General features: G+C 56.8%; 14 protein-coding genes and 1 pseudogene. 9 read left to right on the top strand and 6 right to left on the bottom strand.

Annotated features, from left to right (window positions below; translation table 11 throughout):
- The first annotated feature begins 126 nt into the window (after positions 1-126).
- The 5 genes from Q9451_RS05990 to radC all read left to right on the top strand — a co-directional run bounded on the left by Q9451_RS05990 (position 127) and on the right by radC (position 4,115).
- On the top strand, positions 127-456 hold the full coding sequence (locus Q9451_RS05990) for a hypothetical protein (protein WP_181126907.1): 330 nt from the start codon (positions 127-129) through the stop codon (positions 454-456).
- A 71-nt stretch (positions 457-527) separates the two neighbouring features.
- A complete protein-coding gene (locus Q9451_RS05985; RefSeq protein ID WP_103518024.1) occupies positions 528-1,496 on the top strand; it encodes a DUF932 domain-containing protein in 969 nt (322 codons plus the stop codon).
- A gap of 75 nt (positions 1,497-1,571) precedes the next feature.
- On the top strand, positions 1,572-2,576 hold the full coding sequence (locus Q9451_RS05980; RefSeq protein ID WP_034100769.1) for a lambda-exonuclease family protein: 1,005 nt from the start codon (positions 1,572-1,574) through the stop codon (positions 2,574-2,576).
- Positions 2,577-2,653: 77 nt separating this feature from the next.
- A complete protein-coding gene (locus tag Q9451_RS05975; RefSeq protein ID WP_181126761.1) occupies positions 2,654-3,568 on the top strand; it encodes a hydrolase or metal-binding protein in 915 nt (304 codons plus the stop codon).
- 49 nt (positions 3,569-3,617) lie between these two features.
- Positions 3,618-4,115 carry a DNA repair protein RadC gene (gene radC / locus Q9451_RS05970; protein WP_034100771.1) on the top strand — a complete coding sequence of 166 codons (498 nt, stop codon included), beginning with the start codon at positions 3,618-3,620 and terminating at the stop codon, positions 4,113-4,115.
- A gap of 349 nt (positions 4,116-4,464) precedes the next feature.
- Here radC and Q9451_RS05965 read toward each other — a convergent pair whose 3' ends face one another.
- The 6 genes from Q9451_RS05965 to Q9451_RS05940 form a co-directional block, all read right to left on the bottom strand.
- Positions 4,465-6,597: a DUF262 domain-containing protein gene (locus Q9451_RS05965; protein WP_034100772.1), complete on the bottom strand. Its 2,133-nt coding sequence runs from the start codon at positions 6,595-6,597 to the stop codon at positions 4,465-4,467.
- Positions 6,598-6,734: 137 nt separating this feature from the next.
- Positions 6,735-9,503: a DEAD/DEAH box helicase family protein gene (locus Q9451_RS05960; RefSeq protein WP_181126762.1), complete on the bottom strand. Its 2,769-nt coding sequence runs from the start codon at positions 9,501-9,503 to the stop codon at positions 6,735-6,737.
- Between the two features lie 52 nt (positions 9,504-9,555).
- A complete protein-coding gene (locus Q9451_RS05955) occupies positions 9,556-11,247 on the bottom strand; it encodes a site-specific DNA-methyltransferase (RefSeq protein WP_181126763.1) in 1,692 nt (563 codons plus the stop codon).
- A 12-nt stretch (positions 11,248-11,259) separates the two neighbouring features.
- Positions 11,260-13,257, bottom strand: a complete 1,998-nt coding sequence (locus Q9451_RS05950; protein WP_181126764.1) for an ATP-binding protein — start codon at positions 13,255-13,257, stop codon at positions 11,260-11,262.
- Positions 13,258-13,335: 78 nt separating this feature from the next.
- Complete coding sequence (locus Q9451_RS05945) at positions 13,336-16,419, bottom strand: TrlF family AAA-like ATPase (protein WP_181126765.1); 3,084 nt, start codon at positions 16,417-16,419, stop codon at positions 13,336-13,338.
- Positions 16,419-19,301, bottom strand: a complete 2,883-nt coding sequence (locus Q9451_RS05940) for an SNF2-related protein (RefSeq protein ID WP_181126766.1) — start codon at positions 19,299-19,301, stop codon at positions 16,419-16,421. Before Q9451_RS05940 ends, Q9451_RS05945 begins: the two co-directional genes overlap by 1 nt.
- A gap of 252 nt (positions 19,302-19,553) precedes the next feature.
- Between Q9451_RS05940 and Q9451_RS05935 the strand changes: the two are divergent.
- The 4 genes and pseudogenes from Q9451_RS05935 to Q9451_RS05920 all read left to right on the top strand — a co-directional run.
- A pseudogene (locus Q9451_RS05935) lies at positions 19,554-19,715 on the top strand (WYL domain-containing protein); the annotation flags it as partial.
- Between the two features lie 666 nt (positions 19,716-20,381).
- On the top strand, positions 20,382-22,088 hold the full coding sequence (locus Q9451_RS05930) for a dynamin family protein (RefSeq protein WP_181126767.1): 1,707 nt from the start codon (positions 20,382-20,384) through the stop codon (positions 22,086-22,088).
- A gap of 13 nt (positions 22,089-22,101) precedes the next feature.
- A complete protein-coding gene (locus Q9451_RS05925) occupies positions 22,102-24,345 on the top strand; it encodes a dynamin family protein (RefSeq protein WP_034100779.1) in 2,244 nt (747 codons plus the stop codon).
- Complete coding sequence (locus Q9451_RS05920) at positions 24,342-26,687, top strand: dynamin family protein (protein WP_181126768.1); 2,346 nt, start codon at positions 24,342-24,344, stop codon at positions 26,685-26,687. Before Q9451_RS05925 ends, Q9451_RS05920 begins: the two co-directional genes overlap by 4 nt.
- The last annotated feature ends 212 nt before the right edge of the window (positions 26,688-26,899 follow it).

Genomic DNA, 26,899 nt, shown 5'->3' with positions numbered 1-26,899 from the left:
AAATCGGATCCGAAAATATTTCAAACCTATATCACCTCTGTGAACGCCCCGCAGTATCGACTGCTGCTGGGGATTTTGCGTGCCAGCTTCTACCTCGGCACGCTCATCACTTGAGAGGATTTGCACATGTATACCCCTTGCCCAAGCTGTAACTCTGGACGCGTCATCACTAAAAATATCGGTAAACAAACGGGTGGTTTGATTGGCGCCGCAGGTGGTGCAGCCAGTGGCGCCGCCGGTGCCCTGTCAGGTGCGGAAGCCGGCGCGGTACTGGGTGTAGTCGGTGGGCCGGTGGGCATTGCTATTGGCAGCATCGCCGGGGCGATTTTGGGTGGTCTGTTCGGCGGGGCCGCGGGGGGCATTGCCGGGGCCACGCTGGGCGAGCAGCTCGACGACAAGGTGCTGGCCAATTACCAATGTCTGGAGTGCGGTTACAGCTTCAGCGTCAACCGTTAAGCCTTTTTGAACGGGCGTCGCTCGTTGATGAAACGACGCTCTTTCCCCTTCATCCGCAAGGAATCATTCTCATGGCTCATCTCGTTGAAACCATGGCCTACGCTGGCGCTACTCCCTGGCATGGCCTGGGCAACAACCTGCCCCGCAAACAACCTATTGAGGTCTGGCAGCGTGAAGCCGGCATGGACTGGGAGATTCAGGAAAGCCCGGTCCATTTTAAGTCTGACGCCATCGGCCACCTGGGCACCATCCATTCCTTCCCCGAGCAGAAAGTGCTCTACCGCTCCGACACCAAGGCCCCTCTGTCGGTGGTCTCGCAGCGTTACCACACCGTGCAGCCGAGAGAGGTGCTGGAGTTCTACCGCGATCTCACCGAGGTATCCGGCTATGAGTTGGAAACGGCCGGCGTGCTCAAGGGTGGTCGCAAGTTCTGGGCGCTGGCGCGCACCGGGCAAGGCGCAACGCTCAAGGGTAACGACCAGGTCAACGGCTACCTCCTGCTCGCCACCTCCTGTGACGGCACCCTGGCTACCACAGCAACGCCAACCACCGTGCGTGTGGTGTGCAACAACACCCTGACCATCGCCTTGGACGGCAGCAGCCGCGCCATCAAGGTGCCCCACAACACTCGCTTTGAACCGAAGACGGTGAAGAAGCAACTGGGCATCGCCGTCTCTGGCTGGGACGAATTTATGTATCGCATGAGGGCTTTGGCTGAACGCAAGGTGCAGTGGCATGAGGCGCTGGGTTTCTTCATGAACGTGATGTGTGAGACCAGCCCAACCGGTGCTCTGCCGGAGCAACTCCCCAATGAGCGAGCCCTGCGCAAGGTGCAGGAGTTGTACGAAGGGCGTGGTCGAGGCAGTCAGCTAGAGTCGGCACGCGGCACCGCTTGGGGCCTGCTGAATGCCGTGACCGAGTATGTCGACCACGAGCGCCGTGCCCGCAGTAACGAGTACCGCCTGGACTCGGCATGGTTCGGTCAGGGGGCGCAGATCAAGCAACGCGCCCTGGATGCCGCTCTGCAACTCGCCGCCTAACCCTCACTCACATCAATCCTCGCGCCCGGTCAGCCTTGTGCTGGTCGGGCGTTTTTATGCCAACAGGTAAAGACGATGAAAGCAACGTCATTGAATAGTAGCACCCGTAAGAAACGCCCTGCCCTGCGCCTGGTCAACACCAAGGAGCTGCCCCGCGAGGACTGGTTGCAGATCCGCAAGCAAGGCATCGGCAGTTCGGATGCCGCCGCTGCAGTGGGTCTGAACCCCTACAAGTCGCAGTTGGAGCTGTGGCTAGAGAAGACCGGTCGCGATGCTGGGCTAACGAAGGCCGATCCTCACGATGAGGAAAGCCCGCTGTACTGGGGCAATGTGCTGGAACCCATCGTGGCCTGGCACTACAGCAAACGCAGCCAGAACAAGGTTCGACGGATCAACGCTGTACTACAGCATCCCGATCCGGCGCTCCCGTGGATGCTCGCCAATATCGACCGCGAGGTAATCGGTGCTCCAGAGGTGCAAATCCTCGAATGCAAAACTGCCGGCATAAACGGGGCGCGCCTCTGGAAAGAGGGCGTGCCCGAATATGTGCAGTTGCAAGTCATGCACCAGCTTGCAGTCACAGGCAAGCAGGCCGCTGATGTGGCGGTGCTGCTCGGTGGCCAGCATCTGGAAATCCATCGCATCACACGCGACGAGGCGCTGATTGCTCGGCTGATTGATCTGGAACGGCTGTTCTGGGATTACGTCATCAGTGACACCCCGCCACCGGCCGATGGCACAGCATCTGCGGAAGCGGCATTGCGCTGCCTCTATCCCGAGGATAACGGACAGACCTTGGACTTCAGCCAGAACCCGGCGCTGACCAGCACCTTCCTGGAGCTCAAGTCAGTTCGTCAGAACATTGCTCAGCAGGAAACGCGTGAGGCGCAGCTCAAGCAAATTCTGCAGCAGGCCATGGGGGAAGCCACCCGTGCAGAGTTTGCTGAGGGCTACATCAGCTGGAAGAAATCCAAGGACAGCATTGGTCTGGATGTCGAACAGATGCTCAAAGACAAGCCCTACCTGCAGGCTCGCTACCCCAAGGCCAAAGCAGGCACTCGTCGCTTCCTGCTCGCCTGAAACAACCTGCTCACCCTAGCCACCCGGACCGTTCACGTCCCGGTGGCTTTTTTATTTTCAGATCAAGGAGCACCACCATGCTCAAAGGTTTAGCCATCACTCCGCCGGTACTCGGGCGCATTTCCATCGGTAAGATCGTCGAGAAAAACGGCAAGCGCCTGCCCGAGAAAGATGATCAGTTCACCATCACCTCGCAAGTCCAGAGCCGTGACGGCTGGTTACTGCATCCACTCAATGAGGAACTGCGCAATGGCCAGGATGGCAAGTTGCGCAGCATTCCGATCCGATTGCTGTTCAACGAACCGGACCTCAACTTTCGCGCGGACTACAGCCTGTTCGACCGTACCACCGGCAGACCGTTATGCGTCGGCAACGGTGAAACGTGCAAGCGTTTGACCAAGGACGGCATCCAGTCGCTGCCCTGCCCTTCACCCGATGGCTGCCCAATGGCCCAAGGCAATGCCTGTAAGCCTTACGGTCGGCTGAACGTGGTGATTGGCGATGACGACCCACTGGGCAGTTTTGTCTTCCGGACCACTGGATTCAACAGCATCCGCACCTTGGCAGCGCGCCTGCATTACCTGCAAGCCATCTCTGGCAATCGCCTGGCCTGCCTGCCATTGGAGCTACGCCTGCGTGGCAAATCCACCCGTCAGAGCCACGGCACGCCGATATTCTACGTCGATATCACGGTGCGCAGTGGACTGCCCCTAGAAGAAGCCTTGCTCGCCGCCAAGCAACTGGAGGAAACCCGGCAAGCCTCGGGCTTCGACCAGAGCGCCTTGGATCACGCAGCCCGACAAGGTTTTAGCAATGGCGCTTTTGAAGATAGCGAGGAGGACTCTGGCTCCATTGTCGAGGAGTTCTTTCCCGCTGCTGAAACCCCACCCAGCAACGCAGAGGCCCAACCGGCAGCGCCGTCAAAGCCCTCACTGACTCAGAAGCTGGAGGCTCAGGCTATCGAGCACAGCACTAGGCCTTCCGTTCAGTAACGCTCTGCTCAACCTCCCCAGCCTTCCCCATTCTTACAGGAATAGCATCATGAAATATCACAAGCTCAAAGCCGGTGAGGCGAGTGGCACCTACGTCATGGAATCACCCGTCACCGAGGCCGACATCCTGCGGATGGCACAACAACTGGCCATGAGTCGTTTGTCTAAAGGCCGGGCCTTGACTGAACCCAAGCAGGTCTTCAGCCACCTGCAAACACTGCTGCAGTACCACGAGTACGAAGTCTTTGCTCTGCTGCTGCTCGATTCCAAACACAGGGTTATAGGCTTTAGAGAACTGTTCAGAGGCACGCTGGATGGGGCTAGTGTGTACCCGCGAGAAGTGGTGAAGATCGCCTTGGAGCATAACGCTGCAACCGTCATCATGGTTCACAATCATCCCTCCGGCGATCCAGAGCCCAGCCAAGCCGATCGTACCTTGACCACTACCCTTAAGAACGCTTTGAACATGGTCGGCACCCGCATATTGGATCATGTGGTGGTTGGCCATGAAGGCTGCGTGTCGTTGGCAGAACGAGGTTATCTCTAGCCGACTCCGCATAAAAGGTTGCTCCTGGGAATACCAGGAGCAATCTTCAGGACGGGAAATCATTTATTTTTTGTTCTGAAGTGACTACACATCAGCCGAGAAAGCCGGATCGGCAGCTGATATCGAAATTATGAACAGGCTCCAGGCCCCGACAGCTGGCCGACGCTCTTGATCGACCGGTTGAAGGTACGCCCTTTGGATCTGGTTGGTGCCGATTAGTATATCCCTACTTGGACAGATCAACGGCTGTCGATACTGGCTCCTCCACGATTCATTAAGCAGGTCGGTGTAGGTGAGCAGTTTTCCTACGAGCAGTGCCTGCGTGAACCGCAGGCACTGCTCTCGGACACTAGATATCTCCCATCTGCCGATCAAACGACTGGCGGATCAAACCCATCACATAGGGCAGTTCATCGTGGCTAGTGAAGACGACTTCAACGTCACCATTCCCCCAACGTCCGAGGTTCGTGACATCTCGGCACAGCCCCTTAGGATCATCAATCTCATGGAATGGCATGTTGAGCGACAGTCGCAGTCGCTTGGCTTGTGGCACCATATCGACAAAATTGGTTTCTGCCTTGTATGCAATATACAGCTTGAGCACGTCCTCCTTGACGCATGGGTCAAGCTCCAAAACCGCAGCACGAAGGCTTTCGAAAAGATCACGCACGGGGCCGGATGACAAATGCGAGTGATCATCAATGCTGTACTGGCTGCTAGTCGGCTGACTCGATAGGCGATATGCATCGAGAATGTCCGCAGCCAGCCGTGGAGCATCCCAGACCCTCTCAGCATCCTTGGCCAGACGCTCTGCCCGGTACCTGATTGCCGCCTCGTCCCATTTACCCACATTGCCAAGCCCCTGATTCAGCCTGAGCGGGCTGTATGCGAACCCTATGGGGTGTCCATCCCGGTCGGTAACTTGGTCGCGTTTGAACGCAAACGGATGATCGCGGTACTCACTGTTGTAACCCGTTAAGGTCAGATTACCAAGAGTATGCAGCCATCTCTCCTGGACAACCTTCCAATCCTCGCCAAGTTCAGCCTTCCAGGTCGGAGAAAGCTCGGGATTCTGCGGAAGAATGTGCTCGATGGTGTAGTCTTCAACGGCGACACGCTCTTTTCTTCCATGATTTTCAAGACGACGCAACCAGTAACTGCGGCTACGGAAGTTGTAGAGGTCTCGCTGCTTGAGCTCGCGCTGAAACTCTTCATCACTGGGGAAGCGGCGGTACGAAGGCAGCAGCATGAAGCTGGCCTGCACACTTTCCAGATAGCGGTCTTTCTTCAGGGTGCGCGAGAGACCTGCGAATGTCTTGTTCAGAGAGTTTGTCGGGATGGCACAGACTGCTCGGCGAAATACATAGCCTTCCACCAAGCGTATGACCTGGCACAACTCATCGGCACTCAGGGTGTTTGTCTTGTAATCATGGTAAGCATCCAGCAGGAACGGGTATGAAACATCGACCTTCAGTTCACGAAGATCATGGAGAGCCTGCTTGAGCTGCGAGTGGCTTTCCGCACCAAGCGCAATAGCGCAGTAATAGGTTGCATAGGCATGAATATCAGCAACCAGCGAAGAAACATCGTCTTTCAGGTTGCGGGCGTAGTTCTTGAATGCGACATAGACCTCGCGGACATTCGGAATATCGCCCATCTTGGTCGTCAGGTAATGCCGCATAAAGGCATCAAAGTGCTGGGTATAAGCCGCCTGGCCGAAGGCTTTTTCCATGGGGCGCCAATAACTTTTATACAACTCCGTCTGCAGCGCAGGCTCCAGCCCCATTAGGATGTAGTTGCGAATCAGGTCGGCCTGACTGAGCTCCAGGCCGGTGGAGTTCATGCTTTCGAAAATCAGCTGCGGATTATCCTGACCACGATCAAGGGAGACATCGACGATGACCAGCTTCGCGAGCCCTTCACAGATCGCAACCAGTTCGGAACTATTCTGTCTCAGCAGGGACTGGAAAAGCTGAAAGTTCTCCTGAATGCGGGTGCTGCGCTCGGCAGGCATCGGCGCTTGCTTGAGGATTGCCAGCAGCGATTCCTTGTCGGTTTCCGAAAGAATCAGCTTGAAGTGACGGTCGCCGTCCTCATCGGGGTTGAGCAGATAGTAATTGCGCAGCTTCCTGGCCGAGAACGTCTCCAGCAGCTCATCAAGCGCCGCCAACTGATCATCAGGAAGACTCTCGATATGACTGGATAATGCAGCGATCAGCAGAGTACAGGTTGTCAGGCGCTGCTGCCCATCGATGACCAACAATGCTTCCGGACTGGTGACCGACGACAGGGCGCGCTCGATGTACACGATGGAACCGATGAAATGGGCATTGACGGACTTCTCACGCCCGGCACGATGGATGTCCGACCACAGCTGACGGCACTGTTCTTCTGTCCAGGAGTAGTTGCGCTGGTAAATCGGGATGACAAACTGCGGTGACTTGCGGAGAAACTTGAGCAGATTGGCTTCGGTCGCTTTCACTTCGTTCCCTCGGATATGCCTTTGCGGCCGGACCTCATCTTCAAAGTCCGCTCCGCGAACAGAAAACCCTTTGCTCCAGACACAGAAAGCACCTGGAGCACTGAGTCATTCGGGCCTATTGCTCAGCCCTACACCTTTCAGCTCACCACCGATACAACTGCCTTTACCTCAAACCTCAGATAGTCCATCAATCGCTTCGCCTCGGTTACTTCGCTGTGCGGGATCAGCAGATACTTCCAGGGCTTGCCGCCGACGCTCTTTGCGTAGTCGGAGGCATGCTTGGCCCACTGTGCAGCAGCGGCAGCCTTGGCCTGCACTTCCTGGGTCTCCAGGTCGCTGGCAGCCTTGGTTTCGGCGAGGAAAATACAGCTGTCCGTCTCCACTACGAAGTCCGGCACATACTCCGGCTGCTCAGCACCGAGCTTGTAGAATATCTGGAACTGCCCCTTAGCCGGCTTAAGCCACTTCAGGGCTTCACGCTCAAGGATCACGGCAAAACGCCGCTCGGTGTCCGAATCGAACTTCTGCAGCGGGTACAGGCAGCGGGTGAAGCCGCCGAACAGCATCTGCTTGATCCGGCTAGTCTCGGTGACTGTTTCGCGCACGCGGTGTACCGGTTGGTTAGCCGCTACCGTGTAGTTGCAGGGCTTGAGCCCGGTGAAGCCGCGGCTGACCTTGACCTCGTAGCCGCTGGCCTCTTCCCAGAAGTGCTTGTGCATTTCTGCATGGATCAGGCGGGCCAGATCTGCACCGTGAGTATCGAGGATCTCGTGCAGCTCGCTTTCGGCATAGTTCTGCTTCTGGTAGTGGGCCACCGCCTGCTCGGCCAGGTTGTAGAGCAGCTCGGCCTGAGTGAAATAATCCACGTCATCAAAGTCGATCAGCTTCTTGACGATATAGTCCTCCAGGCGCTTTTCGCGGATACCGCTTTCGCGGCTCAACGTGGACTGCTTGCTGGTGCGCAGCTCCTGCACAAGGAGCTCGCGCTGGCCCCGCTGGTAGTTGGGCAGATCGCCCAGCGTGAACGGATGGTAACCCGAGGTTACCTCGCCGGTCGGCACCACCGTGATGCGCGGAATATCGATGGTCTTCTGCACCACCACTTCGGCGGTTTTGGCCACCACCTCATCCAGATTCAGCTCAGGTGCAGTCGCGTCCTGTCCTTCCAACAACGAGCCCTGCTGGGGCTTAAGGCGCTCGGCGACTTCGGCCTTGATCTGCTCCTGCACCTCCTTCTTAAGCAAATCCTTGCTGCTTGGCACCAGATCACGGCGAGTTTCGTACTGGCCGATGACCTCCATCACCACACGGGCGGCCTGCCTCTCTGCATCAGTGGTGAAAATCGGCGAAGGCTTTAGTGTTTCGGCGTTCGCGCCTGTACTGCTTGCCTCGCCAGACTCGCTCTCTTGCTCAGCAGCCGGCTGCGCTGTGCCTTCGCTCAGGCCGAGCATCGCATGCGCACCGGACTGCACCTGCACGCTGGTCTTGTTATCGTCCGCCTTGGGCGCATCGAGAATTACCTGCTTGAGGCGGATTGGCGAATCGCCGCGGTTGGCCTCGTCGATAATTTCCTGGAACTTGTCGTGAGCGACGATGTTCAGGCGATCCACGGCCTCCACTCCGGTGCGTTTGCCATAGGGCAGGCGCAGGCCGCGGCCGATTGACTGCTCGATCAGCGTGCGTGCATTGGCGGCCCGCAGCGGAACGATGGTGTACAGGTTGGTAACGTCCCAGCCCTCCTTGAGCATATTGACGTGGATGACGATTTCGGTCGGCTCATCCACGCTCTCCACGGCCAGCAGGCGGGTGATCATTTCCTCTTCATCCTTACCGCTCTTGCTGGAGTCGACCTGGATGGCCTTGCCGCGATAGCGCCCCTCGAAGAAGACATCCGATTCCAACAACGCCAGCAGTTGTCCGGCATGGGCGGTGTCGCGAGCGATCACCAGCATGAAGGGCTTCACCACCCTGGCGTCGTTTTCGCGGGCGTAGGTCAGCAGCTCGGCCTTGGTCGCCTCGTGCAGGCGCACGCCGTCCTCCAGCTTGACCCGCTCCACTTCTTCCGGCGTATGCTGCCTGGCGTTGAAATCGCGTTGAGTGACCACGGCCGGTTCCTTGACGAAGCCGTCTTCGATGGCACGAGCCAGCGGGTAGTCCATCACGACGTTCTTGAACGGCACCGGCCCCTTGCTCGACTCCGTGAAGGGAGTAGCGGTCACTTCCAGGCCGAACAGCGGCTTGAGCTCGTTTATCGCCCGCATCCCGGCCTGGGCGCGGTAGCGGTGCGACTCATCCATCAGCAGCACCAGATCCTCCAGGTCGGACAGATGGTTGAAGTAGCTATCACCCAGCACCTCGCGCATCCGTTTGATCCGCGGCTCCTTACCTCCGCGCACCTCAGAGCTGATCTTGGCGATGTTGAAGATATTAATGCGAACCTCGCCGAACAACTCACCACCGAGGATGTTCTGCTGGTCGTAATTGTCGCCAGTGATGACCCGCGGCACATTGATCGAGAACTCGCCGATGCCCTTGAATACGTACTTGGGCGTGTTCGGGGTGAAGTCGTTGATCAGCTTGTTGTAGATGGTCAGGTTCGGCGCGAGCACGAAGAAGTTGTTGATCTGGTGCTCAAGGTGCAGATAAGCAATGAAGGCGCCCATCAGCCGGGTCTTACCCACACCGGTGGCCAGCGAGAAGCACAGTGACGGGAAGTCGCGCTCGAAGTCCTCCAGGGTCGGGAACTGTGCCTTCAGGGTATCGAGGATCGCCCGCACGCTCTGCTGATGTTCCAGCATCTCCGGCGCAGAGCCCAACGCCTGCACCAGCTTGCTCAGCGACTCGGCCTGCGGCGGGCGCAGCGACAGGCGCCCGGAAACGTGATGTTGAATACGCGAACTGCTCATACTGTCTTCCTTTGTTCCTTGTAGCCGGCAGGCTTTGCGCGGCTTTCAGGCATCACGCCTCGTCTTCACCAAATAGCGCGGCTTGTGCCGGCTCAGCGACCTTGCTCTTTTTGCCTTCTTTCACTGGCTCGGGCGCTACAACGGGTTGCTCAGCCAGCGGCAGGTTGGCTACGTTCAGGCTGTAGTCGTCGTGGCCCCACTCACAGCGCGTCAGCACCATCTTGGGGATCTTTTTCAGCGTCAGGTTCGGCCAGCGTGCTTCGGCCTGAGCAGCGTTCACGCCGTGGAAGGCGGCACAGCAAACCAGCAGGCTCTGCTCGGCCCCCACGTCATCGGCCAGTGCCTGTAACTGTTCGGTGGACAGGTTCTGGGTGGTGACGTAGATGAAATCGCGCTCGCTGGAATGACCGTGCAGCCACCAGTGGGCTTCCGAGGGCCCATAGGTGAAGCCTTCCAGCTTAGCCAGTGCCTCGGCCAGCATGGCGGCGTTGTACTCCGGATTGATCACCGAATTGCCCCAGCGGTCATTGACGATCAGTGTGGGGGCCAGCTTGTAGTAGCGGAAGCCACCGCCGCCCTGCCAGTTGACCACCTTGCTGATACCTCCTTGGTCGGTTCCGTCGATAACCTTCTGCATACGCGGGGTAATGCAAGTATCACAGTGCTCACCCAACTCGACCATGATCCAGCGGCGCCCCATCTTGTGCGCAACTGCGCCAGTGGTACCAGAGCCAGCGAAAGAGTCGAGTACAACATCTCCTGGGTTGGTCGCAATCGTTATAATTTGTGCAAGCAAACGCTCCGGCTTGGGAGTATCAAAAGGGATCTCTCCCGGGAAAAGGGCTTGAATCTCTCGCTTAGCCTCTTGAGAGTGCCCTACATCAGTGTGTGGCCACCAAGTCCTGGGCACCAATCCCTCTTGGACTTCACTCAAAAACAACTTCACGGCCGGATTATTGTCGCCACTCTCACCAAAAACGATCCTACCCTCATCAACCATTCGCCAAAATTGGTCCTCTAGCATGCGCCAATGGCTTCCCTTCGGAGGGCGCACCTCTCTCCCTGACGGAGTTTTAATTGTGTACATAAGCCCATCATGACGTTCACCACCTGCGAATATTGGCCCCAGACGCCAAGCCCCCCGTGGATCACCATCAAGATTCTTATATTTACCGGCACTTTCCTCTCCCCGAGGAAGAAGGTTTCGGACCTTCTTCCAATCCTGACCCATCGGGGAATACAAGAGAACATAGTTATGCGCAGGAGAAATTGCCGCAGCATTACTCCGACCATAAAAATTCTCCCAGACCATTGATGTAATAAATGCCTGACGTCCAAAAATCTCGTCACACAAGACCTTTAAGTAATGCCCTTCATTATCATCAATAGCGATCCATAAAGACCCATCCTCCGACAACAATCGTTGAATGATCTCCAGTCGATCCCGCATCAAGCCTAGCCAAATCGAATGCTCCAGCCCGTCGTCGTAATGGGTGAAGGCACTGCCGGTGTTGTACGGCGGATCGATGAACACACACTTCACCTTGCCGGAAAACTCCTGCTCCAGCGCCTTCAGAGCCAGGAGATTGTCACCGAATATCAACCGGTTATCAAAGATATCGTTTTCCGTCATGCGATGACTGGAGTGATACGACTTCGCCGGATCTTCCAGCAGAATGCGCGGTTCCAGCTTGGGACGCTTGTCCTTGCCGATCCAGGTGAGTTCGAGTTTTTGCTTGCTCATTGTGGTGACACCTTAGTTCTTGTGCAGACCAAGCCTCTCGAAGAGCACGCGATTTCTCCGCGCTGCGTCCTTTATAAGCTTGTCATAGGAAATTATTTCAACGTATCCGTTGCCGCCCGTGAGCGTCTTAAAATAGCCTTCGCCGTCAATCGACTCGTGATAGTTCATGCGCATCTCTCGCTTGAGAGAAGGCGTTAAATCTGCAATCAAATAGCCAAAAAACCGAATACCGCGTGCGTTGATGGGTCTTCCATCCACGTCGTCTAGTTTGCTCTCTTGAATCTCGACAAACCTCTTGATGATCTGCTGGGCGGGATCCGTCTGATAGTCGTCACGACCGGGGCGTTTGAACTCAATTACAACAATCGCCCCCGTGGAGTCCTCTTCTTCCCGTACACCGATGGGGGTGTCGTAGAAGAAGGCGCAGATGTCGGGCTCCTTGCCGGACGTGTCTTCAAGGCCCTCGATCGATTTCAGTTTCTTATCTGAGGTGAGCAGCGTGTGATAACAAAGCCGTTCGTCAATCACCCAAAGGTTTTGCTGCTCAAAGAAAATATCCTTCGAAGTTGCACCCATGGGGAAAAGCATCTTGTGCAAAACCCGTTCAAGGGGGTATTTGTTGTCCGAGCGTCGCTTCTTGAGGCTCAGTGACACCAGGTCAAGAATCGTCCGACGATGAGTGATGTACTTCGCAAGCTCAGCCTTGCCTAGCTCGTTAGCCTGTTCGGCGAGCGTTTGGAAGCGTTCGGCGTACTGTTCAAACGACTCACTCTCAAAGTAGGTGGCCGCATGACGCAGATCCTTGCGAACACTGTCTTCAACGTCCCGTTTGACATGCAGGAGCGCTTCATCCAGCTTCTCGTCTGACAAGCCAGGTTGAATCCTCTGCTCAATGATTTCTCGGTAGCGTGGATGAGTCAGCGCCCTGTACTCGGGCGCCTGTTCGACGAATTTTTCGATCTGGACGCGCTTTTCTTCATTGGTTGACTTCAGGTCGCCAGTGAGCAAGGGTCGCAATGCGCCGGTGATGCCCTGGTTCAAGGCGCGACGAGAGACAAGCGTCTGCTCCAGCTCGGGCTCTTCATCGCTCTGGAACGCGATCCGCGTGCGCTCCTGGTTGGCGTGGTCGTCCAGATACTCCCCGGTCACCAGCACAATGAGGGTGTACGGCGACTGCTCGTCATCCAGAAACTTCTCTGGCAGCTCCGGCAGCAGATCACGCAGCTTGGTGGTGGTGACTTCGCGCCCGTTGGCGCACAGGTTCAGCTCATGACGCGAACGGCCATCACGGTGTCGATAGGCCTGCAAGGCGAACGTGTGGCCGGACACATCGAAGAACTGCTCTTCAATGTGGGCCAGCACCGTGGACTGAAACAGTGCGTGCAGGTCAATCGGCGCGTGACCAGGTAATTCCAGCGTCATCGGCGGGCAGGAGCGGGCCGCAAAACGGATCAAGAAATGCGTGATCACGCGCTCGGCAATCATCTCGGGCTGTGTGGGCCACCCAGCGCGATACTTCTCGTTCATGCCCCGCAGAGAAGTCGTCGTGCCTGGGGTCAGTTCGACCTCGGTCGTGACATCCGCGCCCTTAAGCTCATCTTCGATGCTAAAGTCGAACTCACGCAGCAAGGCTTGCCGCTCGCGCTTGAAGACGCTGCGAATGCGGACGGATGAGAACACTTTCAGAAAGGTAAAACGGCCAACACCTCGCCCACCAAGCTTCACCTTTGACAGCGTGTGGGCCTCTTTAAAAGAGGCCAGATTTTTGTCATTGAAGCCGACGCCGTCGTCAATGACATCGAAGCCGTCTACGATCAGCGTCCCGTCTCCGGCCTGGTGGGCGAGATCATGGGAAGCAACCAGACGAATACGAATCGAGTGGTTGCTAAAGCCGTCTTGATGCTCTTCGATAGCATCGACGGCGTTAGAAATGGCCTCATAGAGAGGCATCATGGCCTTGGCCTGGGAAAGCTCCAGCCGGTCTACCAGACCTTTAATGTTAGCTTGCACTACTGATTTTCTCCCTGGCGTGACGCCTCACTATCAGCACTCAGCATGAAAATATGCGCAGGCCCATATAAGAGCATGTTAGTGGTATTTCCCAGAGCGATTATTGAATGCAGGCTTGGTGCCTTCCAGTACGGTCACAACCGCACTATTCAGTAGTGGGTTTTCCAATGAGCCAGACACATAGTTGATGCTGCAGCTTGAGGCTCGGTCAAAGGATGCATGAATAATCTGCTCTGCATCACAGACCACCGCCAGGTTCGGGTTATGGGTAACCATGATGATCTGTCGTTTCTTTTTGGCCTCGGTTAGCACCGGAACCAAGAGACGGAACACGGTTTCGTTGTCAAGATTTTCTTCGGGCTGGTCCAAGATGATGGGCGTCTTGCCGTTGTCCACCAGCAAATAGAAGATCAGCAAAAGCGCGCCGCGCTGGCCAGGAGACAGCTGCTCAATCTGCGTATCTTGGAAGAGCAGTGAATACCTTGGCTCGAGAAAATCGAGCCCGAAAATCAAGTCGTAGACCGAAATGGCCGATTGGTCCTTCTTCAGTAGGCTGGCAATACCGACCCCAGCACCAGGTCCCTTGGCCGCCTCTTCAAGGGTTTCATGTAAGGCCTTCGCAAAGGCCAGGGCGCCCTCCTTGGTGTTCAAGTCGTGACTATCAAAGAGCTTCGTGACTGTTAACAGCGCCTCGTCTTGGCCACGCAGCACACCTGACGTCTGCTTGATCAAGGCGAAGAGGCGCTCCGCGATGGCCTCTGCCGAAGCGGCCAGCGTCGCCTGAAACTGAAGCCGGTAATCCTCGCGGATCAAGTCATTCGCCTTGATCAAGTCTTGCACTGGCTTGAAGAGTTCTTCTCGCGCCTTCCGCTGCGCATCCAAGGAGTCGAATATCTCGGCCGTCAGCTGAAGTCGTGCAGCTTGCAGTTCCTCACGCTTGGCAGGCAGCTTCTTGATCTGGGCCAGTCTGGTTTCCAAGCCCACCTTAGTGTCTGGATCCGTCGGCGTGCCGGCCAGGGCATCCAGCATCTTAGTCCACTCAGCGAGCTGGTGCTGGTATGTTTCGAACTGCTGCTGACGGGCGTTGAGCTTGGTAGCGTGGGCCTTCTTCTCTTCCCCGAGGGTCTCGAGGGCGCCGGCCAAAGTGCCCGCCTCGGCCTGAAGAGTCGACTGCTGTTCTGTGAGGACAGAGGACCGTTCATCGAGCAAGTTAGTCTTGATATCCAACTTCGCGACGTCGCTCCAGTTCAAGCCCGCGAGCTCGAGGTCTTGGGCAACTTGCTGCTGGGTTTGATCGAAGGAGCGCTGAAGTAGTCGCAATTGCTCTTTCGCGTTGGCGAGAGCCTTCTGTTTCTTGGCGATCGACGTGAGTTCCGCCTGAATATCCTGCGTGCGCTTGGTGGAGGCGTCGATCTTCTGAGCCGTGGCCGCAAGCGCATCAGCTGCTTGCTTCTGCTCCGGCTCCATCGTTTCAGGCGGTGCTGCAACCTCCGCGGGTTTGATCTTCTGGTGTTCCTCGATCTCCCGCATCTTGACCAGCAGCTGGTCCGTCAACTTCTTCTCCTCAATCGGCTGCAGCTGATCTTCAATCCGCGCGATGGTGGCATTGACGATCCTCAGCTCCTTGCGGTATTCACCAAGTCGATTTCTCAGCGCTTGCTCCTGCTGCTCAGTCAGCTGATCGAAATCGAGGGCGCCAAGACGCATCTCCTCACTGGTGTGAGAGAAGATGACGGCCCGCAGCTCCTGCTCAAAGGCGTCCGATTTGCCAGAGACGTGATCGTTGCAAAGCTCCTCAAAGTAGTTCTGAGGGATGTATCGAACCAGCTCTTGTTTGTCTTCTGTCGGAGGCTCGTCAAGTGGACGAGCCTCGATACTCTCATCTCGCCAGGTCAGAGTGCCCGTAAATTGACGTGCGGGATCTCCACTCTTGCCCAGAAAGCGATCACGCTTGAGAAAACTGAAGTGCTTTGCTTGCCGCGAATGTCCAAGGGTCGCGATGACATCGGCCAAAGCGCTCTTGCCGCTGCCCTTGTTGCCGATGATGGCGACAAGGTCCGGATTGATCGGCAGATCGCAACCGTGCAGCCAGTTGCCGATACCAGCCTTAGTGCCTGTCTTGGCGACTTCGATTGACTCAATGAAGTGAGTTTTGCTCGTCTCCACGGCATGGAGCTTAGGGGGCTTCTCCCCAATAAACGACCGCTTGGCCGGCTCCAGGATTGCCTGCTTGAGTCCGTGGAAAGACAGGTCTGCCTTGATCCAGGTCTTTTTACCTGATGGGAAGTCGCCGTACCCGCGGCGGTCGTTGTCACCTGCCACGCCGACGAAACAGTGCGCATCGCTGCCGGAGACGACGAGCCTCGGGATGTTCTTGAGGCCATGCTTGAAGTTGCCGATCCAAGCTTTGTTCTTCGGCGTTTCCTCGCAGAGGAACGCAGCTCTGAGGTCGGCATTCCGTGACTCAAAGATGGGAGACGACTCAAGGAGACCGAGGAAGTAGGCGTAGTGGTCCTCCCACTTCACCTCCGTCAGGCCATCACTCGTATCGAACGGCATGAAGCCAATGGCCTGTCCGTCAGGAACCTTCTTGATGGCGGCCTTGTAGCTATCGGCCTTCACTTCCGCCAGCTTGTACCCTGCCATCAGGGCTTCTTGAGCATCGCTATCAACAGCAACCTTCTTGTGGCCCTTCTTCATGAGCATGTCGTCGGCGGTGCCGCGCGCTAGGTCGATCAGAGACTCCTTGGACACGGACCTGTCCGTACGCTCAAGCTTCAGGTCAGACAAGAACTCGCGCAGATGGTGGTCGGGAATAGTCTCCGCGAAAATGACATGTGCGTTGAGGCGCTTAGTTGTCGGGGCGGAAAGTCGCAGCTCGATTCCCGGAAAGACCGTCTTCTTCAGCACAGGCGCGCCAGCTTCGGCCAGCCGGTTCTTGAGCGCGAACCATCCGTCAAACGTCCAGTAGTCCATGATTGCGAATGCGGCAGGTTCGGCAGCATTCATCGCATTGATCATTTCATCGATCAGCGCCCGATTTTCCGGTGATGACAGATCGCCCTCGAACTTCTTGCCCGTCCAGTGGAAGGAGGCCGGCGTGTGTACGTGCAGATCCCACTGGCGCCAAGCCGAACCACGAGCCATTTCCCTATTTGACATCAAAGTAACTCCCATTCCACAGTAAACAGCGTCTGCTCCACCACATGGTGCTGAAGTTGAGCCTCCAACTGATCTATCAGCGCGTTGCGTTCTTCTTCGATCTCATCTTGGCGGGCATACAGCTCACGGCGCAATTTACTGCGCCTGCCTTCCAGCTCACGTTGCTGCTTCTGGTAGCCGAGCTTCTCTTCCAGCGTCGCCGCGGTTGCCGCTGTACGACGCAATTCCTTAATCTCACTATCTATTGACTTAATTTCCTGCTCCAAGCCCAGCTTGAGATCGTCGGCCCAGGCATCGAGCTTGGCGACTTCCTGCTCAAAGTAACCCATATTGCGCTGGTTGATCTCGCCCAACAGCTGATGCTTGCGCTGCTCCAGGTCGTTGGCCAACTGTGCCGCTCCGGCTGCTGCATCACCATGTTCCAGACGTGCCGGCAGGCGCAGCAGCTTGCCCGGATCATCCTCGGGCAAGGCATGACCGTCAGCCGTGACGGCTGAAACCACCAGATGCTGCTCCAGGCTCCCCAGCGCCTCGACGGAAAACAGTTTCAAAGTCAGCCAGCCGTGCTGGCCACGCAGGGGCTCCAGGGTGCTGATCCGAGTACCATAGGCGGCGTAGTCGAGTACCAGTCTGGCCGCTGGTTGCTGATCGAGCTGACGGTTCTTGGCCTGATCGATCACCCAGACTGCCAGTGGGTGGCCGAGACGGTACAAATGCGACTCACCGCCACGGCGCGGCAGTTCATAACGCCCTAAGGAAATGCTGGAACCACTGCCGGCCGGCAGCCTGTGAAGCTCGAAGCTGTCACCTTCAAAGTGGGCGTAGTCGTCAAGTTCGGCGCGGGTCAGGTCGAGCAGCAGGCGTTCGAAACGGTTGCGAGTGGAATTGCTGTCTTCGGCACGGATGCGTAGCTTGTCCTGCACCTCTTCGTCGAAGTTTTCCAGCAGCACCTGACGGGTCTTGAGCATGGCTTCGCTGATTTCCCCGGAAAGTTGCAACTGTAACTGCTCGAAGCTGCGGCGGATTTCCTCTGGGTCTCGGCAGTTCTGATAAATGTCAGCAATGCGGCGCTCGAAGTCGACACCGGAACCGATGGAGCCAAGCACCTCGTCGCTTGCGCCGAAAACGCCCTCGAACAACTGAAACTTCTCGGCCAGCAGTTCGTAGACTCGTGCATCCGCCTCGTTGCTGCGGTCGACAAAGTTCACCACCACCACGTCATGCTTCTGGCCGTAGCGGTGGCTGCGTCCGATACGCTGCTCAATGCGCTGTGGGTTCCAGGGCAGGTCGTAGTTGATCACCAGCGAGCAAAACTGCAGGTTGATGCCTTCAGCCCCCGCCTCGGTGGCAATCATGATGGTGCCGCGCTCCTTGAAGTACTCGACAAGTGCGGCACGAGTATCGGCAGTCTTGGAGCCGGTGATTCGATCACTGCCAGCATGGCGCTGCAGCCAGTCCTTATAAATGCGCTGGGCCGTGACATCGGTATTGGTTCCATTAAACAGAACGATGCCATCGCCATAAGCTGTATCGGCCAGCAGCGACAGAAGGTAGTCCTGGGTGCGCCGCGACTCGGTGAAGATGATAGCCTTGCGAGCGGCTCCAAGCCGGTCGAGTTCCGCAAAGGCACGCTCTAGTGCGACCAGCAGCGCCTTGCCCTTGGCGTTCTCACGGATGCTGGTGGCCAGGTTCTTGAAATGCTGCAGCTCAGCGATTTCAGCCGCGATGGCGTCCCGCTCACTAGCCGAAAGGGCCACTGCCTCATGGTTATCCAGCTCTTTTTCGCTCTCGTCGGCCAACTCATCGAGGCCTTCGTAGTCTTCGTCCAGCGTTTGCGTAAGGTCGATGACTTCAGCCGCCTTATCGAGATTACCCTGCAGGCGTCTGGCCATGGTATCCAGCGCACCGGCGATCGCGTGAGTCGAAGACGCCAACAGTTTCCAGAGCACCAGAGAAATCAGTTGCCGCTGACCTTCGGGTAGGGCGTTGAGGTTCGGCCGGCGCAGGTAGTCGGCCACCAAACCAGACAGCTCGCGCTCTTCCTGACTGGGGGCGAACTCCTGAACAATCGCCCGTCTTGCTGTGTAGGGAACGTACTGCTGCACTTGACGACGTAGAGTGCGCTTGCAGATGCTGCCCAGGCGCTGACGCAAACCGCCAAAGGCCTGCGCCCTGTCGGTATTGACGAACTGGGCGCGGAAGCTGTCGACATCACCGAAAACCCGATCATCGATCATACTCACCAGCCCGTACAGTTCGAGCAACGAGTTCTGCAGTGGAGTTGCGGTCAGTAGCACCTTGGAATGCACATGGGCTAATGCGTCCTTCAGTGTCTTGCCAATGACGTTGTTGCTCTTGTAGACGTTGCGCAGACGGTGCGCTTCATCCAGCACAACCAGATCCCAGGCAATGGCCTTGACGTCCTTCGCCTTGGCTTTGGCGAACTGATAAGAGCAGAGCACCGGGCCGTTGGCGAACACGAAAGGGTTTCCGACGCCTTGCTTGCGAAGCGCGTTGTAGCTCTTGGCTTCCAGAATCAGACCTTGCAGATTGAACTTGTCCTGCAACTCTTGGTGCCACTGCTTGCGCAGATTAGCGGGAGCAATGATCAAGATGCGCCGTCTCCGTTCGGCCCAGCGCTGCGAGATCACCAGTCCGGCCTCGATGGTTTTGCCCAGGCCCACCTCGTCAGCTAGGATCACCCCGCGTGACAGGGGATTGCGACAGGCAAAAAGCGCTGCATCGACCTGATGTGGATTGAGATCCACCTGAGAGTCGACTAACGTCGAGGCAAGCGACTCAACCGAATCGCCAGCCGCTCGTCGGGTGAGAAGCCATGCGTAGTACTGACATTGGTGCTCAGTAAGGCGGACTGAAGCCATCTTATCCCTTCAAACACAACTCAAATAACGTGAATCATCGCACGAACTGTAAGCACACGGGCAAACCATCTTGCACAGCTGCGCCAGATTGCCCCTATCAACAGCAAGGCCCCTATAAAAACCGCATCCCACGCAACCATGCCCCCTCCATAAGCTCAACACCCCGAAGACAGCAAGACGATATGTAGCAAAAAAAGACACGTCTATAATGTAGGCTTATACAGGTAAAGAAATCGAGCATATGGAGAGGGCATGAAACGCAAGCAATCCATCGAACAGGTTCGCTGGGACCTAGCCCTTCGCTATCGCCTGATTGAAACCGTAGCCTGGTGGGGAGGCCGGCTGACCACGGGACACCTGATCCAGAGCTTTGGCATCAGTCGGCAGCAGGCATCGAAAGACATCAATACCTACCGGTTCGCTGGATAACCAAGCGAGGCGCATCACCAAAAAATGCGATACGCCATCACTAAAAATAAAGCCTTCGCCAAATGCTTATTGGCGAGAAAATAGCTTGGCCGGCTTTCGTTCTATCCCTACCGCTTGCAGTCACACGTGCAGCGCCTGAATACTGGTTAAGCATACAGGTAAATATTTCAATCATGCACCTCCGCGCAAGGCCCTGAAATGAGCACTGCATCTGAAGAAAACCCCGGGATATGGGCGTTTTGTTGACAGTTTACCATGCCAAATCAAAGTGCCATCATACAGACAGAACAGATAGCGCCGATCTATTGGTCACCCAACGCAATCTCATCCGGGAAGCGATATGCCATCAGTTATTGGGCATGCGCGATCAACACCCTACAGACAAGGACGTGTGCATGCCTTTGCCCTCCCCTTCCATTGCACTCAATGCTTCTGTAACAAGACCACGAGCCAAGCAGTGACGCACTGACCTCGTGAACGGCCCTGAACGCGACCCGAATGCGGCAACTGCGGTTGTAACCTTCTCGGGCCGGCCCCCTTCTCGCACGACGAGAAAAGACCAGCGATTACTTGAATATCCCAGCGCATAAGCCTCTGTGTACCCTATGCCATGCCTTCGCGCAGACCATCAACACTTAAAGGAATATCACCATGCTCGAAAGCCAGAAAGAGTTCGCCACTTACTTGAAGAAAATGCAGGTGCTGCTCAATGACCAAGCGTTTTCATTCGATCAGTCATTGCTTCCAAAAGTGATGGAGACCGAGCTTGTGGTGCCCGTAATCGGGGCCTTCAGCGCCGGTAAAAGCTCGCTGTTGAACGCGCTGATGGGCCAGGACATTTTGCCAGTTGGAATTGCGCCGGAAACTGAACTGGCGACCGAACTGCGTTATTCATCTGAGCCCTATCTGCTGGCAATCAAACCCGACGGTGTGCAGGAACGTTTGCCTGTTGAAGCGCTGAGTACCATCAATCGTCGTTCCAGCGAGTTTTCACACTTGCGCCTGTACCTCGACAGCGAGGCGTTGAAAGCCATTGCGCCCCTGGTGCTGGTCGACATGCCGGGCTTCGGCTCATCGCTGGAAAACCACAATAAGGCCATTGCTTACTACCTGCCGCGCGGTGTGCACTTCGTGGTGCTGACCAGCATCGAGGACGGCAACATTACGCAGTCGATGCTGCGCAAACTCGACGAGCTAAAAACCTACAACACCGATTTCACCTTCCTGCTGAGCAAATGCAACCTGCGCGCCGCCGACCAGGTTGAAGACGTGCAGGCCTACATTGACGACCAGCTCGGGGTGTATTTCGGCGAGCACTACCGCAGCATCACTATCGGTAACCGTGGTGGTGAGGAACTGACAAATGCACTGACCGCATTGCAGCCTGACGTGCTGTTCTCGCGCCTGTTCATCGACATCCTCAAGGACCAGAACTTCGAAGTACTGGCGCAGATCAACCTGGCGCTGAGCATGCTGAAAAAGGACAAGGCCGAGAGCGAGCAAACCGCACGCGCACTCGAGCAGGCCTTGGCAAAGCTGCTGGAGCAACGCAAAGACGTCGAGTCGGACCTGAAAGATCGCTACTCGGGAAAAATGCTCGACCGTAGCCTGCGCGGCCTGGATAACGCGCTTAATGACTCCCTCGACGAGCTGGTCACCTTGGGCAGCAGCAAGAACCCGAGTGCCCTGTCGAATGCACTCTCCGACATCATCCGCAGCAGCCTGTCCAGCACGATCAAATCTGAAGTGCAGGACATCTCCACCAACATGGTCGACCGGATTGCCAGCAACCTCAGTGCCACCAGCAGCCAGATGTCCGTACTGGACATCAGCGGCAACTGGAGCGAGGAGCTTTCCCGCAAAGTCAAGTTTTCGCTGGAGCGCACCACGGAAATGCTCAGCGACTGGTCGACACGCCTGAGCAATCGTGCCGAGGAAGACAAGAACAGCGGCGTCATGCTCTACCGCAGCCTATCTACCGTGCTCGCTGTCACCACCACCGTGGTCAATCCGCTGGTAGAGCTGGTGATCATCTTCTTGCCCGAAATTCTCAAGATGTTTAACGGTGGCGGTAACGAGCGCGAGAAGTTTCGCCAGAAACTGACCGGCGAAGTGTTCCCCAACATCAAGGCGGAACTGCGCGGAAAAATTCCTGCAGTCATCGACGAGCAGCTCAACGCCATGCTGAAGAAGATCAGCGACGGTTTCGAAGAGCAGATCACCAAGCAAAAGCATGTGATCGACTCAATTGCACAGGAAAGCCTGCAGCTTGAAGCACAGATCAGCGAGAAGACTGCTGTGCTGGAAAACCTTGCCACCGCAGTAAAAGCCGCTGCAAACGAACACCTCTACAAGTAAGGCGAACGACCTAATGGATTACCAATCACTCGTCGCTTTTAGCGAAAGCCTGCACACGCTGGCAGCAAGCAACCAGGACCTGTTTGAGCGCGAAATCGAGCAGTTCAAGCGGCTGAACGGCATCGACCAACCGCAACAGCTCGCGCAAGCGTGCCAGACGTTGCAGGACCAGAACCGGCTGATGAACATCGGTATTGTTGGTCGTGTGAAAGCCGGAAAGTCATCGCTGCTCAATGCGCTGATTTTTAATGGCGAACCGATCCTGCCCAAGGCCGCAACACCCATGACCGCTGCACTGACCACCATTACCTGGGGCGAAGTGTTCCAGGCCAAGGTTGAGTTCTACAGCGAAACGGACATCGCCGCGATCCGCTTCAAATCGGACCAGTTCGAGCAACGCCTTGCCACGCGCAAGCGCGAATGCCTGGAAGAGCTGGTGAAGCGTCGTAACGCCCAAGCCAATAGCGCGCCCCTCGATATGGCGCAGCTGACGATCATGGCCGATAAAAAAGCCTTGAGCGAACTGCAACGCGAAGAAGGCTTGTTCGCGGCATACGACCAGTTCCAGCGCATGAAGAGGTCAGGGCTCGATGCGGCCATCCTGCACTTGCACAGCGAGATTCAGGCAGGTAACCCGAAAGAGCTGGCGGCTCGTCTGCACAACTATGTCGGTGCCGACGGCACGTACATGCCGTTCACCAAGACGGTTCATGTCGCCATGCCGCTGGAGGCACTACGCGATATCTGCATCATCGATACCCCCGGCATGAACGATCCGGTCCAGTCGCGCGAAGAGCGCACGGTCGAATTGCTGAAAACCTGCGACGTGGTGTTCATCGTCAGCCCGGCCGGCCAGTTCCTCAATGAGCAAGACCTTGAGGTGATGGGGCGTATTACCCAGAAGGAAGGCATTCAGGAACTGGTACTGGTGGCCAGCCAGATCGACACACAACTGTACGGCAGCGAAAAACGCGCGCGCTTGAGCGATGCCGTGGAAGCCATCCGAGCCCAGCTGTCGGCACGGGCACAGAGCACCCTTGCAGACCTCAAGATGAGCAGCCCGGAAGTGGGCTCGGTGTTCGACAACCTGATCGGATCGGTACACCGTAACCTGCTGCATAGCTCCGGCTTGTGCCACAGCCTCAACCGCCGCTTCGAAACGCCCGAAACCTGGGACTCGAACGAGCAGGTGACCTGGGACAACCTGTCCACCGATTACCCGGATTACTTCACTCGTGACAACCAGGCACTGTCGTTGAGCAGCCTGGACAGCTTGGCAAACATTGACGCGATCAACGCCATGCTTGCCCAGGTGCGCGAGAAGAAAACGGAGATCACACGGGAAAAAATCGCCAACCTGATGGTTCGCAAACAAAAGAACCTTGAGGCATTCAAGGCGCTGATCATCACCCTGGCACGCAACCAGGTCATCCAGATCAAGAACGCCAACGTCGATCAGCTGGACGAACAACTGGCTTCGCTGGAGTCGAAGCGACTGGATCTCTCGCTGGAACTGGATGTCAGCTTCAAATACACCATGGCCGACTACCGCCAGAAGTTGCGTGACGACATGCGCAAGACAGCTGCGCAATTGCTTCGCGAGACGCAGTCCACTGTCAAAGACGCGGAAGGCTCTTTCAGTGAAACCATTGTCGTCGACAACCCTGGGGTTGGCAGCTGGTTTGCCCGCAAGCTTTGGGGCGGCGGCACTACCGAGAAAACGGTCGTCCGCGCCAAGATCATCAGTAGCCAGGTCATCTCCACCATCAACGAGTTCATGAACGACATCCAGGATGAGCTGGGCGCCAAGGTGGAGAGCTCTCATCGCGGGTTGAACGAAGAACTGGCCCGGACCCTCACGCCCAAGATCCGTGAGGTGCTTGAACAGGATGCCAATGCGCAAATGATCAAGCTCGCGATTCTTTCGATCATTCAATCGATTCCTGACGATGACTTTGATTTGGGCATTCCGTTGCCTGACTCCCTGAAAAGCAACGGCACGCTCAAGGGCTACGAGGCCGAACGTTTCAAGGATGCCGCCGATGACTTCATCGGCTCGTTGGGTAGCAAGGTCAAAAGCAAGATCAGTTCGTTCATCAACGATGTTGAACGCAATGCACCTTCCACCATCTCCAACTCCTTCGTCGATGAGATTCAACGCCGGATCAATGTGCTCAAGGATCAGGTCGACAACGCGGCTCAAACCATTGACCGGCTTGAACGTCTGGCACGCAAGGCCGAAGAGGTCACCCTGTGAGCAACCCGCCAGCCATTCATAAACAGGCACGCTCGACGCTGGAGTCGCTGTCCCGCTTCTGGCAGTTCAAACGCAAGAAGCTGGCAGCTGAACTTCAGGGCCACCTGGATGATGCCCAGTGCCAGCTCGACACGTTTTTCAGCACCAATCAGCAATTGTCCGCGCTGTGCGCGGGCCAGAACGACGAAATCGGCGAGCTAAAATCGCGCAACGGCTCGCTAGTCGATGCGTTGCAGCTTCAAACAACCAATTTGGCCTCGACCTCCGAAGCGTTAGCGCAGGAGAAGGGCAAGCTCCAGAAGGCTATGCTCGCACTGGCCCAGGCCAAGGTGTACGCCAAGGATCTGGAAGAGCGGCAGGCTCAGGCCATGACCCAGATCGCAGGGCTCGAAGAGCACCTTGCCGATCACAAGCAGGAGCTTGTCGACAAAGAGCGGTGCATTCAGGAACTCCAGCACACCCTGGCCGATACTCGACAGCAGATCGAAGCGCTGAACAACGTCAAACAGCGGTTGACCGAGCAGTGCGCCGAGCAGACTGAGCAGATCCGCACCCTGGAGTCGAGCAATGAGACGCTCAGCGACCAGTTGCAGGCAGAACAGGCCAATACGGCAGAGCTGGAAGCACGCAAGGACCAGGCGCTTGCCGAGATCGCCACCCTTCAACAGCAGCTAGCAGATCGCAAGCAGGCGCTGGTGGAAAAAGAACAGCGTATCGCTGAACTTGGACACACCCTCTCGGACGCGCAACAGCAGATCGAAGCACTGAACGACGCCAAACAGCAGTTGGCCGAACAGTGCACCGGGCAGGCTGTACAGATCGACTCGCTGGAGTCGGACAATGAAGCGCTAACAACCCAGTTGCAGGCAGAACGAGCCAACGCGGCCGAGCTGGAGGAACGCAAGGCACAGGCGCTGGCACAAATTGCCGAGCTGGAGACGTACCTGGAGGAACATAAGAACCAGTTGCTTTCCACGGAGCAGAACGTCGACCTACTGGAAAGCCTGACCGAACAACTGAAGGCCTCCCAGCAGCACCTGGAAGACAACTACGCCGACATCAACAAGCAGCACCTGTCGCTAACCGAGAAATTTTCCCTGGTGAGCAAAGTCCTGGCCCAGCAACCGCCCGGTAATGAAGAGCTGGCCAAATTCGCCGACCTGATCAACCACGACTACATGGAGTTCGCCAGCCGAGAATCGTCGTTGGCCGGTGAAGCCCAAGCAGTGCTCGACATGCAGGCGATCCTCGCCGAGATGCAGATGCTGAACAACTTCCCGAGCATTGCCGGCAAAACCATCCTGAGCATTGCGGGTGGTTTCAGCAGCGGAAAGTCGGCGTTCGTCAACAGCTTCATCCGTAACCCGAGCGTGAAGTTGGCGACCGGCATCAACCCGGTGACCGTGGTCCCCAGCTACGTGGTGTGCTCCGAAGAAACCCGGATCAAGGGTTATTCGTATAACGGTGGGGCCATCGACCTGGAGCCCAGCCTGTACGCGTCGATGTGCCACGAATATGTTCAGGCCTTCGGCTTCGACCTGCGGCGCATCCTGCCCTTCATCAGCGTCAAGGTTCCCATGGACCCGGAGCTGTTCGGCAACCTGTGCATCATCGATACGCCCGGCTACAACCCGGGTACCACGGGTGGGGCCGCGGCCTCCGACCGTAGCACTGCAGCCTCCCTGGTCAATCAGGCCTCGGCGCTGGTCTGGGTCATCGGCCTTGACCCAGCCGGGACCATCGACCAGTCTGACATCGAGTTCATCGAATCCACGCCGTTCCGCGCAGAGTCGCTGTATATCGTGTTGAACAAGGCGGATGTGAAGTCTCAGGACGATATTCTTGAGATCATGGAGCAAGTAGCCGACGACCTGAGTTTCGCGGGTATCGAGTATGCCGGCATGTGCGCCTATTCGTCCACGCGCAAGAAAGACTACCCCTCCAGCGGCCTGACGTTCGAGCAGTTCCTGCGCTCGATCAACCGTAAAGTGGATGTAGTCGGCAAGGTTAACAGCAAGCTCGATACTGTATTCGATGCCTACAAGCAGGCCATCCAGGCCGATATTGCGCAACTGGAAGGCCGCAAGGGCGAGTTCAATGCGTTCAAGCTCGATGCGCTGGAAATAGGCGGAACGGCGCTGTTTGACAGAATTGATCAAGCATTCCCCATCTCTGAGCAAATGTTCGATTCTTCCGGGCTGGAAAAACTCGTTGATGAATGCGAAGGCCTTCGTCGAACGCTCAAGCTGGCCGCTCGAAAAGCCCTGGAGGTTTGCGAACTCGTTCGCACCAGAACCTCTGTCGAGTCTGATGACTTTCTTCGCACTCGAATACGCCGCTAAACGCCGGCACACAGCGTGTTACTAACCCAGGCCTGCCTGCTGGCAGGCCGTTGCTGGCCAGGGCGCTGAGCCCTGGCCTGTGCGCTCAAAATCGCCGCCGCGCCAGCAACTCCGCCAACGCCCCTTCAAGCCACCCTGCGGTGCGCATCTTCAGTGCCTTGCTCCCGCACCTCGGGCACTGGTCAAACCACTCGCCGGGCATCAGCACATCA

The organism is Pseudomonas sp. NY8896, from assembly GCF_039634505.1.
This window is presented reverse-complemented; position numbering and strand designations above follow the sequence as displayed.